The sequence below is a fragment of the Streptomyces sp. NPDC090994 genome (assembly GCF_044768905.1).
Lineage (GTDB): Bacteria > Actinomycetota > Actinomycetes > Streptomycetales > Streptomycetaceae > Streptomyces.
Map to the genome: position 1 here is coordinate 368,590 of NZ_JBIVWS010000002.1, position 13,293 is coordinate 381,882.

General features: G+C 75.2%; 10 protein-coding genes and 1 pseudogene. 2 read left to right on the forward strand and 9 right to left on the reverse strand.

Annotation, left to right across the window (positions count from 1 at the left end; genetic code table 11):
• Positions 1 to 2: 2 nt before the first annotated feature.
• From ACIQR3_RS06235 to ACIQR3_RS06260, 6 genes are all read right to left on the reverse strand, one after another.
• A complete protein-coding gene (locus ACIQR3_RS06235; protein WP_403535458.1) occupies positions 3 to 821 on the reverse strand; it encodes an SAM-dependent methyltransferase in 819 nt (272 codons plus the stop codon).
• A gap of 157 nt (positions 822 to 978) precedes the next feature.
• Positions 979 to 2,253, reverse strand: a complete 1,275-nt coding sequence (locus tag ACIQR3_RS06240; RefSeq protein WP_403534848.1) for an ABC transporter substrate-binding protein — start codon at positions 2,251 to 2,253, stop codon at positions 979 to 981.
• Positions 2,250 to 3,386 (reverse strand): branched-chain amino acid ABC transporter permease, encoded by a 1,137-nt coding sequence (locus ACIQR3_RS06245; protein ID WP_403534851.1) that lies wholly within the window; start codon positions 3,384 to 3,386, stop codon positions 2,250 to 2,252. The genes ACIQR3_RS06240 and ACIQR3_RS06245 overlap by 4 nt, the downstream gene beginning before the upstream one ends.
• Positions 3,379 to 4,275 (reverse strand): branched-chain amino acid ABC transporter permease, encoded by an 897-nt coding sequence (locus ACIQR3_RS06250; RefSeq protein ID WP_403534853.1) that lies wholly within the window; start codon positions 4,273 to 4,275, stop codon positions 3,379 to 3,381. The genes ACIQR3_RS06245 and ACIQR3_RS06250 overlap by 8 nt, the downstream gene beginning before the upstream one ends.
• Entirely contained in the window at positions 4,272 to 5,072 is an 801-nt protein-coding gene (locus ACIQR3_RS06255) for an ABC transporter ATP-binding protein (RefSeq protein ID WP_403534856.1), read from the reverse strand. The genes ACIQR3_RS06250 and ACIQR3_RS06255 overlap by 4 nt, the downstream gene beginning before the upstream one ends.
• Complete coding sequence (locus tag ACIQR3_RS06260; RefSeq protein ID WP_403534859.1) at positions 5,069 to 5,851, reverse strand: ABC transporter ATP-binding protein; 783 nt, start codon at positions 5,849 to 5,851, stop codon at positions 5,069 to 5,071. The genes ACIQR3_RS06255 and ACIQR3_RS06260 overlap by 4 nt, the downstream gene beginning before the upstream one ends.
• A gap of 261 nt (positions 5,852 to 6,112) precedes the next feature.
• Here ACIQR3_RS06260 and ACIQR3_RS06265 point away from each other — a divergent pair.
• A pseudogene (locus ACIQR3_RS06265) lies at positions 6,113 to 6,625 on the forward strand (aminoglycoside phosphotransferase family protein); the annotation flags it as partial.
• A 237-nt stretch (positions 6,626 to 6,862) separates the two neighbouring features.
• Here the strand turns inward: ACIQR3_RS06265 and ACIQR3_RS06270 are convergent.
• The gene (locus ACIQR3_RS06270) at positions 6,863 to 8,137 is read right to left on the reverse strand and encodes a PucR family transcriptional regulator (RefSeq protein ID WP_403534862.1); all 1,275 of its coding nucleotides are present in this window, start codon (positions 8,135 to 8,137) and stop codon (positions 6,863 to 6,865) included.
• A gap of 270 nt (positions 8,138 to 8,407) precedes the next feature.
• Between ACIQR3_RS06270 and ACIQR3_RS06275 the strand changes: the two genes are divergently transcribed.
• On the forward strand, positions 8,408 to 8,734 hold the full coding sequence (locus tag ACIQR3_RS06275; RefSeq protein WP_403534864.1) for a hypothetical protein: 327 nt from the start codon (positions 8,408 to 8,410) through the stop codon (positions 8,732 to 8,734).
• A gap of 195 nt (positions 8,735 to 8,929) precedes the next feature.
• Here ACIQR3_RS06275 and ACIQR3_RS06280 read toward each other — a convergent pair whose 3' ends face one another.
• Both ACIQR3_RS06280 and ACIQR3_RS06285 read right to left on the reverse strand, forming a co-directional pair.
• Positions 8,930 to 11,971, reverse strand: a complete 3,042-nt coding sequence (locus ACIQR3_RS06280; protein WP_403534867.1) for a LuxR C-terminal-related transcriptional regulator — start codon at positions 11,969 to 11,971, stop codon at positions 8,930 to 8,932.
• A gap of 265 nt (positions 11,972 to 12,236) precedes the next feature.
• The gene (locus ACIQR3_RS06285) at positions 12,237 to 13,169 is read right to left on the reverse strand and encodes an alpha/beta hydrolase family protein (RefSeq protein ID WP_403534870.1); all 933 of its coding nucleotides are present in this window, start codon (positions 13,167 to 13,169) and stop codon (positions 12,237 to 12,239) included.
• Positions 13,170 to 13,293 lie beyond the last annotated feature (124 nt).

Sequence of the window (13,293 nt, forward strand, 5' to 3'; positions counted from 1 at the left end):
CGCTAACCGATGCGGCCCACGCCGCCGAACTCGATCCACTCCCTGGTGAGCTGACGGGGCACCACCTCGGTGTCCGGACGCCAGGTGGAGACCTCCACCAGACCCGGTTCCAGGATCTCCATCCCCTCGAACCACTCCGCCACGTCCTTCTGCTCCCGCACCCGGCCCCAGTTCCCGTGGGTCGCCTGGTCCATGAAGGCGGTGACGGACTCGCGGACCTCGGCGTCCTCGCTGACCAGCTGGCACATCACCGCGTAACTGCCGGGCGCGAGACGCTCGGCGACCCGGCGGGCGACGGCGGTGGGGCCGTCGGTGTCGCTGTCCGGGATGCAGTGGAAGACCGAGTTGAAGAGCACCGCCACCGGCTGCGAGAAGTCGATCAGCCGCTGGGTGTCGGGGTGCGCGAAGATCTGGTCGGTGGCGCGCATGTCCGCGTGGATGACCGCCGTGCGGTCGTTCTGGTCCAGCAGTGCCCGGCCGTGGACCAGCACCATCGGGTCGTTGTCGACGTACACCACCCGGCAGTCGGGGTCGACGCGCTGGGCGATCTGGTGCACGTTGTCCTGGGTGGGCAGGCCGGACCCGTGGTCCAGGAACTGGCGGATGCCGTAGTCCTGGGCGAGGACCCTGACCACGCGCTGCAGGAAGCGCCGGTTGTTCAGGGCGAGCCGGCGCGTGCTGGGGACGACCTTGTCCAGCTCCTCGACCGCGGCGCGGTCGGCCGCGTAGTTGTCCTTGCCGCCGAGGTAGTAGTCGTACATACGAGCGGCTGTCGGTACGTGGGCGTTGATCTCCCTGGACAGCTGCTTGTCGGCCTGCATCATTCCCCCAGCTTTCAACGGCGCCAACTGCACTGGCTTGACTGACAGTACATCCTAGGGAGTCGGTCCTCGCCGGAACCAGAGCGGTGACGGTGACGGTCGCCGGTGCCGGTCCGGTCCGCGGGCGGTACCGCGGACCGGACCGGCCGTCGTCCCGTCAGTCCCGGGAGGCCAGGTACTCCTCGACGCCGGGCGCCTCGTGGGCCTCCTCGACCGTCACCATGCCGCCCACCGCCTCGGCGTCGGGCTTGAGGACATACGTGGAGCGGCTGGCGGGCTGCGAGACGTCGGTGAAGTTCTGCGGGGTGCCGAGGCCGGTGTCGGCGTTCTCCTGCGAGCGGTGCGCCTTGACCACGTCCTCGCGGGTGAGGCTGCCGCCCTCGCACGCCTTCTTCAGGTCGGCGCCCAGCAGTTGGGCGGCGTTGTACCCGGAGAGCACGCCGGAGTCGACCGGCGAGTCCGGGTACTTCTTGCCGTAGGAGGCGACCATCTTCTTGACGCCCGGCAGGTCGGAGCTGACCGCGGGCGCGGCGCTGACCACGTTCACCATGGCCTCCAGGGCCTTGGCGGCGGGGGTCTTCATCAACTGCGGGGCGTAGCCGGGGGCGCTGGAGACGATCGGCACCGTCAGGCCGCGGGAGGCGGCGACGCCGGCGAGGGAGGCGGTCTGGGCGGGTCCGGCGCTGATCAGGACCGCCTTCACGCCGGCCTTGCGCAGCGCCGAGACCTGCGCGGACAGGTCGGTGTCGGTGGCCTTGATCTTCTGGCCGACCACCTTCACCCCCGCTTCCTTCCCGGCCCACTCCGAGCCTTCCAGCGCGTTGGCGCCGTAGTCGCCCTCGAAGTAGACGTGCCCGATGGTGTCGCCCTCGGCGACCTTCTTGGTGCGGGTGAGGTAGTCGACGGCGGCGATCATGTCGAGGTCGTAGGTGGTGCCGAGGACCTGGACGGCGTCCTTGTCGAGCAGTGAGGCGGCCCAGGCCTGCGGGAAGGTCAGGATGTTGTCGCGCTCGATGTCGTCGAGCAGGGCGGAGACCACGGGCGAGCCGATGACCTGGGGCAGGGCGACCACGTCGGAGGAGATGTCGGCGTAGGCGGTGACCGCCTTCTGCACGTCGTAGCCGTGGTCCTTGACGACGATCTCGATCTTGCGGTCGCAGATGCCGCCCGCCGCGTTGACCTCGTCGGCCCACATCTGCTGGGCCTGCACGATGGACTTGCCGAGGGTGGCGTAGGGGCCGGTCAGGTCGGTGAGGGCGCCCAGCTTGATGGACGCGTCGCTGACGCCGGGGCCGGCCTTGACGCCGTCGGCGCCGCCGCCCGCGTCGTCGTCCTCGGCCTTGGAGCTGCAGGCCGTGCCCGCGAGCAGCACGGCGGCGACGGCCGCGGCCAGGGCGATCTTGGTGGTGCGGGGCCTGTGGTGCGTGTTCACGGGGTGGGCTCCTTGGCTCGTACGGTGGTTGCCGGGGGCCGGGGCGCGGCCCCGGGGTCGGTGGGTGCGGGGCGGGTACGGCGGCGGGCGAGGCGGGCGCGGGCACGGCGGGCCAGGCCCGTCAGTCCGTCGGGTGCGAACAGCAGGACGACGACGATCGCGGCGCCGTAGAGGTAGCGGGCGGCCTCGGTCGGGCCGAGCGAGCCGTCGCCGCTGCCGGGCGCGGCGACCAGCGGCAACTGGTCGGCGTAGCGGGTCATCAGCAGCGGCAGCGCGGTGACGAAGACGGCGCCCGCGGTGGCTCCGGCGACGGACCCGAGCCCGCCGATGACGATCATGGCGAGGTAGTCGACGGAGAGGGCGAGGGAGAAGTAGTCGGGCACCACGCGCCGGAAGGCGAGGGCGAGCAGGACGCCGGCCAGACCGGCGTACATGGAGGAGACGACGAAAGCGGCCGAGCGGTACTTGGCGACGTGCACGCCCATCACGGCGGCGGCGGTCTCGCTGTCGCGCAGGGCGACCAGGGCACGCCCTGGGCGTCCGCGCAGCAGGCCGCGGGCGGTGAACCAGGTCAGGGCGAACAGGGCGAGGCCCAGGTACCACAGGCGTTCCTCGGCGCCGAACGGCACGCCGAGCACGGCGAGGCCGTCGCCCTGGTCGAAGGCGAAGCCGCCGATCTCCAGCGGCGGCACGGAGCTGCCGTTGAAGCCGCCGGTGACGGAGTCGGCGGTGAGCAGGACGTGGTGGCCGAGGAAGACCAGGGCGAGGGTGGCGACGCCGAGGTAGATGCCCTTGACGCGGCCGGCGACGGGGCTGAACAGGCCGCCGGCGGCGCCGGCGAGCAGGACGGCGGCGACGAGGGCGACGGCGGGCGGCAGCCCGGGTCCGTCCTCACCGGCCAGCCATACGTAGCCGTAGGCGCCGACGGCGAGGAAGAAGGCGTGGCCGAGGGAGAGCTGCCCGGCGGTGCCGCTGAGCAGGCCGAGGCCGACGGCGCCGATGGCGGCGGCCATGGAGAACAGGCCGATGCGCAGCCAGAACGAGTCCAGGTAGAACGGGAGCGCGCACAGCAGCAGGAGGGGGAGCAGGAACCTGCCGCTCCTGAGGAGGCCGGACACGGGACGGTCAGACACGGGCCGCTCCCTTCGCCGCGAACAGTCCGGCGGGGCGGACCAGGAGGACGAGGACCATCACGGCGTACGGGGCGACGTCGCCGAAGCCCTCGCCGAGGACGTGCAGGTCGGACTGGTAGCCGGCGACGAACGCCTCGGTGAGGCCGATCAGCATCGAGCCGACCAGGGCGCCGACGGGCGAGGCCATGCCGCCGAGGATCGCGGCGGGGAACGCCTTCAGGGCGATCTGGCCGGTGGTGCGCTCAAGTCCCGGTGCCGGGAAGGCGGCGAGGAACACGGCGGCCAGCGCCGCCAGCGCGCCCGCCAGGCACCAGGCCAGCATGCGCGTCCTGGTCAGCCGTACGCCCATCAGGGCGGCGGCCTCGGAGTCCTCGGCGGCGGCGCGCAGCGACAGGCCCCAGGGGGTGAACCGGAACAGGGCGAAGGCGCCGGCGATGGCGAGGGCGGAGACGACGATCGCGGCGACGCGGCTGTCGGCCACGGTCACCGGGCCCAGTTCGGTCACCGCGTCGCCCCAGGGGTCGCCGAGGGTGAGCAGGTCGCCGCCGATGCGCCGGGCCAGGTCGGTGAGGAGCACGATGTCGATGCCGATGGTGGCGATGGTGGCCACGTGGGCGGCGTGCGGGTCGGTGCCGATCCGCTGGAGGATCAGCCGGTCCACGAGTCCCGCGACGGCGGCCGTCACGACGACCGCGAGGGCGAGCGCCCCGGCGAAGCCCAGGTCGTCGTGGAAGACGGCGATGAGATAGCCGCCGAGCAGGAGCAGCGAGCCGTGGGTGAAGCTGAGGACGCCGGACGCCTTGAAGATGGTGACGAAGCCGAGGGCGATCAGGGCGTAGACGGAGCCGAGGGCCACGCCGTTGAGGAGGCTGTCGAGCAGGCCGGTCATGCCGCGTCCTCCCCCGTCGCCTCGGCACCGAGGTAGGCGCGCAGCACCTCGGGGTCGCGGCGGACCTCCTCCGGGGTGCCGTGGGCGATGCGGCGGCCGAAGTCGAGCACGGTCACCTCGTCGGCCAGCCGCATCACCAGGCCCATGTCGTGTTCGACCAGGACGACGGAGAGGCCGAGTTCGGCGCGCACGTCCCGCACGACCTCGGCCATGCGGGCCCGTTCGCCGGCGTTCATCCCGGCCACGGGTTCGTCGAGCAGCAGCACACGGGGCTCCAGACAGAGGGCGCGGGCGAGTTCCACGCGCTTGCGGTCGCCGTAGGAGAGCAGCGCGACCGGGGTGTCGAAGTGGGCGCCGAGACCGGTGAGTCCGGCGAACTCGCGGGCCTTGGCGAGGTGTTCGCGCTGTTCGCGCACGGCGTGCGGCAGGCGCAGGGCGCTGGCGGCGAACCCGGCGCGGGACAGGGCGTGCCGGCCGAGCATCAGGTTGTCGGCGACCGTGCCCTGGGTGGTGACGATGTTCTGGAAGGTGCGGGCGACACCGAGGGCGGCGATCCGGTGCGGGGCCAGCCGGGTCAGCTCGGTGGTGCCGAGCCGGACGGTGCCGGAGGCGGGGCGGTACAGGCCGGACAGGACGTTGAAGCAGGTGGACTTGCCGGCGCCGTTGGGGCCGATGACGGCGTGCACGGTGCCGGGCGCGACGGTGAACGACACCTCGTCCAGCGCGGTCAGGCCGGCGAAGCGGACGGTCACCTCCCGGACCTCCAGCGGGGGCGGCGCGTCGGTGCGGTGGGTCACGCGGCCCCCTGACCGTCGGCGGTCTCGCCCAGGTAGAGCCGGCGGACCGCGTCCGTGCGGGCGAGTTCGGCGGCGGGGCCGGACAGGCGGATCTCGCCGACCTCCAGGACGTGGGCGTGGTCGGCGAGGGAGAGGGCCAGACCGGCGTTCTGCTCGACGAGGAGTACGGCGGTGCCCTGGGCGTTGATCTCGCGGACCACGTCGCCGATCCGCTGGACCATCATCGGGGCGAGACCGAGGGAGGGTTCGTCGAGGAGGAGCAGGCGGGGGGAGGCCATCAGGGCGCGGCCGATGGCGAGCATCTGCTGTTCGCCGCCGGAGAGCAGGCCGGCCGCCTGGTGGGGGCGTTCGGCGAGCCGCGGGAAGAGCGCGAAGACACGGTCGCGGGCCTCGCGGGTGCGGGCGGGGGCGCGGCGGGTGAGTCCCAGTCCCCCGGCCCGCAGGTTCTCGTCGACGCTGAGCCCGGCGAACACCCGACGGCCCTCGGGCACCTGGACGACCCCGGCGCGGACGGCCGCCACCGGGTCGCGGCCGTCGAGGGTGGTGCCGCCGTAGCGGATGCGGCCGGCGGTGACCGCGCCGCGGTGCAGGCGCAGCGTGCCGGAGACGGCCCGCAGCAGCGTCGTCTTACCGGCGCCGTTGGCACCGAGCAGGGCGACGACGCCGCCGTGCGGGACGGTCAGCGACACGGAACGGAGGGCGGACAGGGCACGGCCGTAGGTCACGTCGACTTCCTCGACGTGCAGCGCGGGCGCCTCGTCCGGTGGTGCTTCGGGCATCACGGCTCCTTGGCGCCGTGCCGGTGCGACCGGCACGGTTACGGGGGCTTCCGGCGTTCATGAGTTCATGCGTTCGGGCGTTCGGGCGTTCGGGGAGGAACGCGCGCTCACGACAGCACGGGCGCCGGTGACCGGTACAGCACCGGACGCCGGGTCGCTGCGGCGTCCCAGTCCGGGAGCGGTGACTCTGTGCGGACGCCCAGCGGGCCGGGGCGGGGACGCGGGGTGGCCGGAGCGCGGCGGGCGCTGGATGATCGGCGAATGCGTCCGCTGAAGCACGGCTGCATCCATCGCACCGTCGGCGACGGCGCCGTCGTGACGAAGACCTACGAGGGCCCGGACGCCACCGCGCGGCTGCGCCGCGAGCATTTGCTGTTGGACCGGCTCCGGGGGCGGTTGCCGGTTCCGCCGGTGCGCGGGGCGTCCGAGGGCACCCTGACGCTCGGCTTCGTGACGGGGGTGCCCGGCCAGGAACTGCTGGACGCCGGCCGTGCCCCGGCGGTCCTGGCGAGCTGCGGCCGGCTGCTGCGCCGCGTCCACGACACCCCGCCGAGTGTGCTGGAGGACGGGGAGCACCGCCGGGCGGACGCGGTGCTCGTGCACGGTGACTTCGGTCCGCACAACGCCCTGTTCACTCCCGCCACCTGCGAGGTCACCGCGGTGGTCGACTGGGAGTTCGCCCACGTCGGGAAACCGGTGGAGGACCTGGCGTGGTGCGAGTGGATCGTGCGCACCCACCACCCCGGACACCGGGACGCGCTCGGTCACTTCTCCCGGGCCTACGGCGGGGAAGCGCCGCCCTGGCCGGTGCGCAGGGCGGTCATGCTGGACCGGTGCGAGGCGCTGCGGCGGTTCTGCGACCGATGGCGGCCGGACGGACCGGCGGTACGGCAGTGGCGCGAGCGGGCCGCCGCGACGGCGAAGTGGCGGGAGCAGCCCGGCGCCCGCTCCGGCGCACCGGCGCTGACGAGGCACCGCGGGCTGCCCGCGGCCCGGTCCGGACGACAGGCCCTACCGGTCCGGCAGCAGTCGCCGTGCGGTGAGGGCGAGGCTGACCTCGACGACGTCGGACGGGCGGGCCAGGGAGCGGCCGGTCAGTTGCTCGCAGCGGCGCAGCCGGTTGAGGACGGTGTTGCGGTGGCAGTAGAGCCGCTCCCCCGCCCGCTGCGCGGAACCGTCGCAGGACAGCCAGGTGGTCAGGGTGTCGAGGAGGACCTCCCGGTCGGCGGGCTCCAGTCGCAGCAGTGGGCCGAGCACCCGCTCGGCGAGGGCGTGGCCGAGTTCGGGGCTGGAGACGACCAGCGCGGCGGGCAGGTGCTCGGCGAGCCGGACCGTGCCGCCGCCGGCGGGGCAGATGCTCAGGGCGGTGTCGGCCAGGCGGCGGGCGTCGCCGACGGCGGCCAGGCCGTCGACGGGGCTGCCGACGCCGATCCGGACGCCCGGGGCGGGATCCGTGGAGCCGGGGGCCGGTGCGGGCAGGCCGTCGTCGCCGAGCAGGACGATGCCGTGGTCCGCGTCGACTCCGGCGTGCCAGTGGACGCGCAGCCCGTCCGGTACGGCTGCGGCGCGGGCGGCGTCGCACCGCGCGGGGTGCGCGCCGGCCACGGCGACGACGACGTACCGGCCGTGTTCGGGCAGGTCCAGCGCCTGCGCGGTCTCCGGCAGGTCGGCGATGCGGCTGCTGCCGTCGAGCAGGGCGGCGGCCAGCAGCCGGGCCCGGTTCTCGCGGCGGCGGTTGAGCTGCCACTCGACCTGCCGGTAGGCGTCCGCGACGAGGGTGGAGTGCTCGTCGACGAAGTTCCACACGTCGGAGGCGACGTGCACCAGCAGGCGCACGTCCTCGGGGGCCGTGCGGCTCGTCTCCTCGACCAGGCGCTGCCACACCAGGGAGCCGCCGAGGCGGAACGCGTGCAGCAGAGCGTCCAGCGGCAGCCCCTGTTCGGCGCGGGTGGCGCCGATCCGCCAGGAACAGCGGCGGGCCGCCTCCCGGTTGCTGCGCGGGTCGAGCAGCGAGGTGACGCTGTGCCGCAGCGAGCGGTGCGCCTCCTGCCAGGTCCCGGTGGGGTCGCCGGCCATGGCCGCGCGGTAGGCGGGCTCCTGTTCCTGGAGCACCGCCACCAGGCGGTCGGTGAGGTCGGGCAGGTCGTCCAGGAGGACGCGGGCGGCCCGGTGCAGGACCCGCAGCGCGTCGGCGTCGATCAGCGACGTGACGCGACGGGTCCGCGGGCGCGGAACGGGTGCGGGTGCGGAGCGGATCGCTGCTCGTGACCGTACGGCGTGGTGCATCGCGGCCCTCCCCAAGGCTCGGGCTTCCAGCGGCGGCTCGCACCGGGCGCCCGGCCCGTGCGCGGCTGTCCCCTGACTCGTCCTGCCCCGAAGGATGGCATACCGTCCGGTCGGTCCCTAGGTCCTCGGCAGTACGAATCCTGCTCCGGGCCGGGTCGGCCGGTAGGGTGCCGTGATCGTTCCGGGGTGGGGAGTGCGGAGATGTCCATGCGTGGCACGGGGTGGGGCGGGAGAGGTGGTCGCGGGGGTCCGCGGGGTGCCGTGCGGGCGGTGGCGGCCGCGGCCGCCGTCGTCGTCGTGGCGGGCGCGTCGGCCGGCTGCTCCGGCACCGATCCCGAGGAGGTCCGCAACCGCCGGGAGACCTACTGCACCGGACTGGCCGCCTGGCAGCGGGCCGAGCGCGCGGCGGAGGGCGGCGACGAGGTCGCCGGGTACGGGGTCGTCGCCGCCGCGAAGGCGCTGGACCAGGAGGGTCTGGACGTCGACGGCAGCCACATCCTCCAGGACACCGGCCTGGCGGTCGGGGGTGATCCGGCCGCCGAGGGCCGCGCGGCGGCCTACTGCGCCGACACGGGTTTCGAGACGCTGGTCAAGTGAGGCACGCGGTCGTGGGTGGGGGGCGGTCACGGGTGGGCGTGGTCACGGACCGCCGGCGGTCACGGATGGGCGGCGGTCACGGATGGGCAGTGGTCACGGATGGGCAGTGGTCACGGATGGGCAGTGGTCACGGATGGGCGGCGGTCACGGATGGGCAGTGGTCACGGATGGGCAGTGGTCACGGATGGGCGGCGGTCACGGATGGGCGGCGGTCTGTTCCGACTGTTCGACCATGCGGGCCAGTTCCACCCGGGAGCGGACGCCCAGCTCCGCGAAGACCTTGCGGAGGTGGTAGTCGACCGTGCGGGTGCTGACCGCGAGGGCCAGCGCCACCTCACGGTTGGTGGCGCCCTCGGCGACGTACCGCGCGATACGGAGCTGCTGCGGGGTCAGCCGGGTCAGCGCGCCCCCGCCCCCGGCGCGTGAGGCGCCGCCGATCGCGCGCAGTTCGCCGCGCGTCTGTTCCGCCCACACCCCGGCGCCGCACCGCTCGAAGCCGGCCAGCGCGCCGCCGAGGTGGTCCCGGGCCTCCCGCGGTCTGCGCCGGCGGCGCAGCCACTTGCCGTACAGCAGCGCCGTACGGGCCCGTTCGAAGTCACCGCCGTCGGTCTCGTCGTGCCGGGCCAGCGCCGCGCGGTAGAGGGCGTCGGCCTCCTCGGGTGCGGCCAGCAGGGCGCGGCAGCGGGCGAGCTGGCCGACGGACTGCCGGTCGGCGCCGAAGGCCGCCCAGTCGGCGAAGTCCGCCAGTACCGTACGGGCCTCCTCGTGCCGTCCGGCGGGTACGGCGGCCTCCACGAAGCAGGGCACGGCGAGCCGCCACACCGCGAAGTGGCCGCGCCGGGGGCCGGGCAGGACCAGCAGGCCGAGCCGGTCGGCCGCGTCCAGGGGCCGGCCGCGGCCCAGGTCGACGCGGGCCGCCGCCCACTCCGCGAGGGTGGCGGCCTGCGCCAGGCCGTGCCGCCGGGCCGTGGTCTGCGCGGCCGTCACATGGCGGGCCACGACGTCCGGTGCCTCCTCGATGGACGCCGCCAGGGCCAGCACCGCGTGGTGCAGGGCCGCGGTGTTGCGCTGCCCGGCCCGCAGCGCGGTGCGCAGCCCCTCCTCGGCGTGGGCGCGGGCCTGGGCGTGCCGGCCCGCGCGCAGTTCGGCGTAGGCGAGGTACTCCAGGGCCAGGGGAACGAGCGCGGCCGACCCCAGGTGCCGGGCGGCGGCCAGGGCGCGGGCGCCGGCCCGGCGGGCGGCGTCCACCTCGCCGAGCAGCAGGGCGGCGGCGGCCGACCGCAGCAGCGACTCGGGCGGGTCGTCGGTGCCGGCCCGGCGCACCACGTGCCCGAGCGGCCCGGCCGCGCGGTCGAAGCGCCCTTCGAGCAGCGCCCGCATGCCGAGCCGGTGGTCGCCCACGGTGCCCCGCGCCCCCTCGCCGGTGCCGAGCGTGGCCAGGCAGGCGGCCAGGTCCCCCGCCGCCCAGGCCGCGTTCGCCGCGGCCAGAACGGCGGCGGCGGCCTCCTCGGGGGCGGGGCCGGCGAGCAGGGACGCCGCCAGCAGCAGGGACTGGTGGGCGTCCTCGACGGGACCGTCCCGCAGTTCGGTCAGCCCGCTCACCAGCTCGGCCCGCCCCCGCACCAGGGGCGGCGCGGCGCAGTCGCGGGCGGTGGCGAGCAGCGGCCGTGCCCGGTCGGGGCGCCCGGCGAGCAGTTCCTGTTCGGCGGCGGCGGTGTACCGCTCCGCGCGGACCGGGCCGTCCGCCGCCAGTTCGGCGGCGCGGGCGTACGCCGCGGCGCGCAGCCGGTGGGAGGCGGGTGCCGTCCCGGCGGACGCCTCGGCCGCCAGCCGGTCCCCGAGCCCGGGGGCCGGTGCGGCCTCGGACCAGGAGCGGTGCAGCAACCCGGGCAGCCGCTGTCCGCCGGCCTCCAGGACGTCGGCGAGCGCCCGGTGCGCGGCCCGCCGCCGGTCCGGGGCCGCGGTGGCGCGCACGGCCCGCCGCAGCAGCGGGCTGAGGAAGCGCAGTCCGCCCTCGGCGACCGGTTCGAGTTCCGGTGGCGGCTGCGGGTACGGCTCCGAGTGCGGCTCCGCCTGGGCGGGCCGCAGGCGCCGTACGGCGTCCCGCACCAGGCCGGTGCCGGCGTCCGGGGCGTCCGACGTCCGTGCCGCCAGCGCCACTGTCAGCAGCAGGTCCCGGGCCTCCGGCGACAGCCCGGTCAGGGCCCGTCCCGCCACGGCGGCCAGGGTGCCGGCGTCGGCGAGCGGCCGGGGCAGCGGACGCCGGCCGCGCAGTTCGGCGGCGGACAGGCGCTGGACCAGGGCGACCAGCAGGGCCGGGTTGCCCTCGGCCTCGGCCAGCAGTTCGGCGCGGACGGCGGGTTCCGCGGCGCCGTCGGTCACGTCGTCGAGGAGGGCGCCGGCCTGTGCCGGGGTCAGCGGGTCCAGGCGGACGACGGGCAGGGTGGCGAACTCCGCGTCGAGGGCGCGGTGCCCGGCGACGGAGAGCAGCAGCCCCACCCGGTCCGCGGCGTCCGGCCGCCCGGCCACCGCGCCCAGGGCGGCGCGGCCGGCGGCGTCCCAGCGGTGGGCGTCGTCCACGCAGACCAGCAGGGGGCCGCCGTGGGCCGCGGCGCGGAAGGCGTCGAGCAGCGCACCCGCGGTGACACCCGGACCGGGGGTCCACGTGTACGTGCGCCGCCCGGCGGCCCACCCGTCCGCACCCGGCTCGCGGCCCTGGGCGTGCGGGCGCCGATCGGGACGCCCCGTGCGGGTGCCCTGCCCGACGTCCGGGCCTGCCCAGGCGTACGCGCTCTCCTCGGCTGCCCAGGTGTCCGCGGTGTCCGTGCCGTGCCCGGCCTCCGGACCGCCCGCCCCCGCGCGTGTACCCGGGCCGGCTCCCCCGGCCCCGGCGCGTGTGCCGTGGCCCAGGGGACGTTCCTGGCCGGCTTGGTCCGGGAGCCACGCGAAGCCGTCCTCCCCTCGGGGCCACGCCCGTCCGTCGTGGCCGTACGGCACCGGCGAGATGCCCGGCCCCTCCGGAGCGCCCGGAAGGCCCGGACAGACGTCCGGACAGCCCGGGGCCGCAGGGCCGCCGCCGGGTCCCGCCCGCAAATGAAGAACGTTCCCGGCCGTGAAGCCCCGGGCGGCCCAGCGCAGGAGAGCGGTGCGGCCGAGGCCGGGCTCCCCGGTCACGACGAGTCCGGCGCCGTGCGTCCGCAGCTGGTCCAACAGGGCGGCGACCGCCCGTCGTTGCATGCTCCGCCCGTGCATCCGCACAGCCGGACGTACGATCGTGTTTCCGGTCATTCCCGGGAGGTTACGCGTGCGTAACCAGAGGCGGAAGGGAGAGGTCCGCACTGCGGGACGGCCTGCCGTCCGGTCCGACCTGCGCATCCCTTGGTCATGGACATGACCCGGAGTGTGTCGGTGCCCAGTGCGCGGCCCCCGGGTCCGTGCATCTGCACAGCGACGGCGGCGGCCGCCGGATGGGCGACCGCCGCCGGGTGGGGCCGGACGAGCGTCAGGAGGTGTGCGGGCAGTTGCCCCGGTACTCCTCGATGGTCAGGCTCGACGACGGCAGCGGGCACAGGAACTGCTCGTAGCGGGTGTCGTTGTCGATGAACCGCTTCAGCCAGGAAATGCTGTACTTCGCGATCGTCGTGTTCGACGAGTTCGGCGAGAAGTGCGTCGCGGAGTTCAGCTCCAGATAGGCGCGGTCCGTGCTGGACGGCAGGCTGGAGTAGAACGGCTCGGCGTGCGAGGCGACCGGGGCGATGGTGTCCCCGTCCGCGCCGACGATCAGGGTGGGGGTGCTGACCTCCGGCCAGGTCTTGTCGGTGTTCCAGGGCGTGAGCGGGATCGCGGCCTGGAGCGAGGGCCGGTCCTTGGCCGCCTCCAGCGTGCCGCCGCCGCCCATGGAGTGGCCCATGACGCCGAGCCGGCTGCTGTCGATGCGGGTGCGCACGGTGCTGCGCTCGGTCAGGTAGTCCAGGGCCGCGAGAAGCTGCTCGCCACGGGAGGCGGGCTGGTCCACCGTGCTGTTGGTGTCGATGGTGAACACCACGAAGCCCTGCGAGGCCAGCCGCGGTCCGAGCCACGCCATGGAGGACTGGTACGCCGTGAAGCCGGGCGCGATCGCCACGGCGCCGAACGTGCCGTCGCTGGTGCTGGTCGGGTAGTAGATGGTGCCGCCGCCGAAGCCCGTGACGCCGAGCGAGGAAACAGACGTCTCCGACACGGAGTACGGGCCGCGCAGCGCCTCGATGCTGGACTGGGTGGGGGCCGGGCCGCGCTCGTAGGGGTTGTCGGCGGCCTGGGCGCCCGGGCTGGTGAGGGTGCTGAGCCCGACGACCGCGGTGATCGCCGCCGCCGCGCCGGCCAGCCGGCGCCGGGTCGGGCGGGGCGTTCTGTGCGAGCCACGGTGACCGGCGGGGGTGTGGGGGGTGGAGTGCACGACGAGTCGTCCTCTCTCTCGTGGCGACGGGCCCGGCCGACGGCCGTTCGGGCACCGGCACGCGGGGAACGGCGTTCCGGTGCCGCACCGGCCGGGCATCGCCGGTGGACTGGCCGTTCCACTG

Coding starts and splice junctions, on each gene's coding strand:
- ACIQR3_RS06270 (WP_403534862.1), bottom strand. CDS start 8,137: ATGCACCACGCCGTACGGTCACGAGCAGCGATCCGCTCCGCACCCGCA.
- ACIQR3_RS06280 (WP_403534867.1), bottom strand. CDS start 11,971: ATGCAACGACGGGCGGTCGCCGCCCTGTTGGACCAGCTGCGGACGCAC.
- ACIQR3_RS06235 (WP_403535458.1), bottom strand. CDS start 821: ATGCAGGCCGACAAGCAGCTGTCCAGGGAGATCAACGCCCACGTACCG.
- ACIQR3_RS06260 (WP_403534859.1), bottom strand. CDS start 5,851: ATGCCCGAAGCACCACCGGACGAGGCGCCCGCGCTGCACGTCGAGGAA.
- ACIQR3_RS06250 (WP_403534853.1), bottom strand. CDS start 4,275: ATGACCGGCCTGCTCGACAGCCTCCTCAACGGCGTGGCCCTCGGCTCC.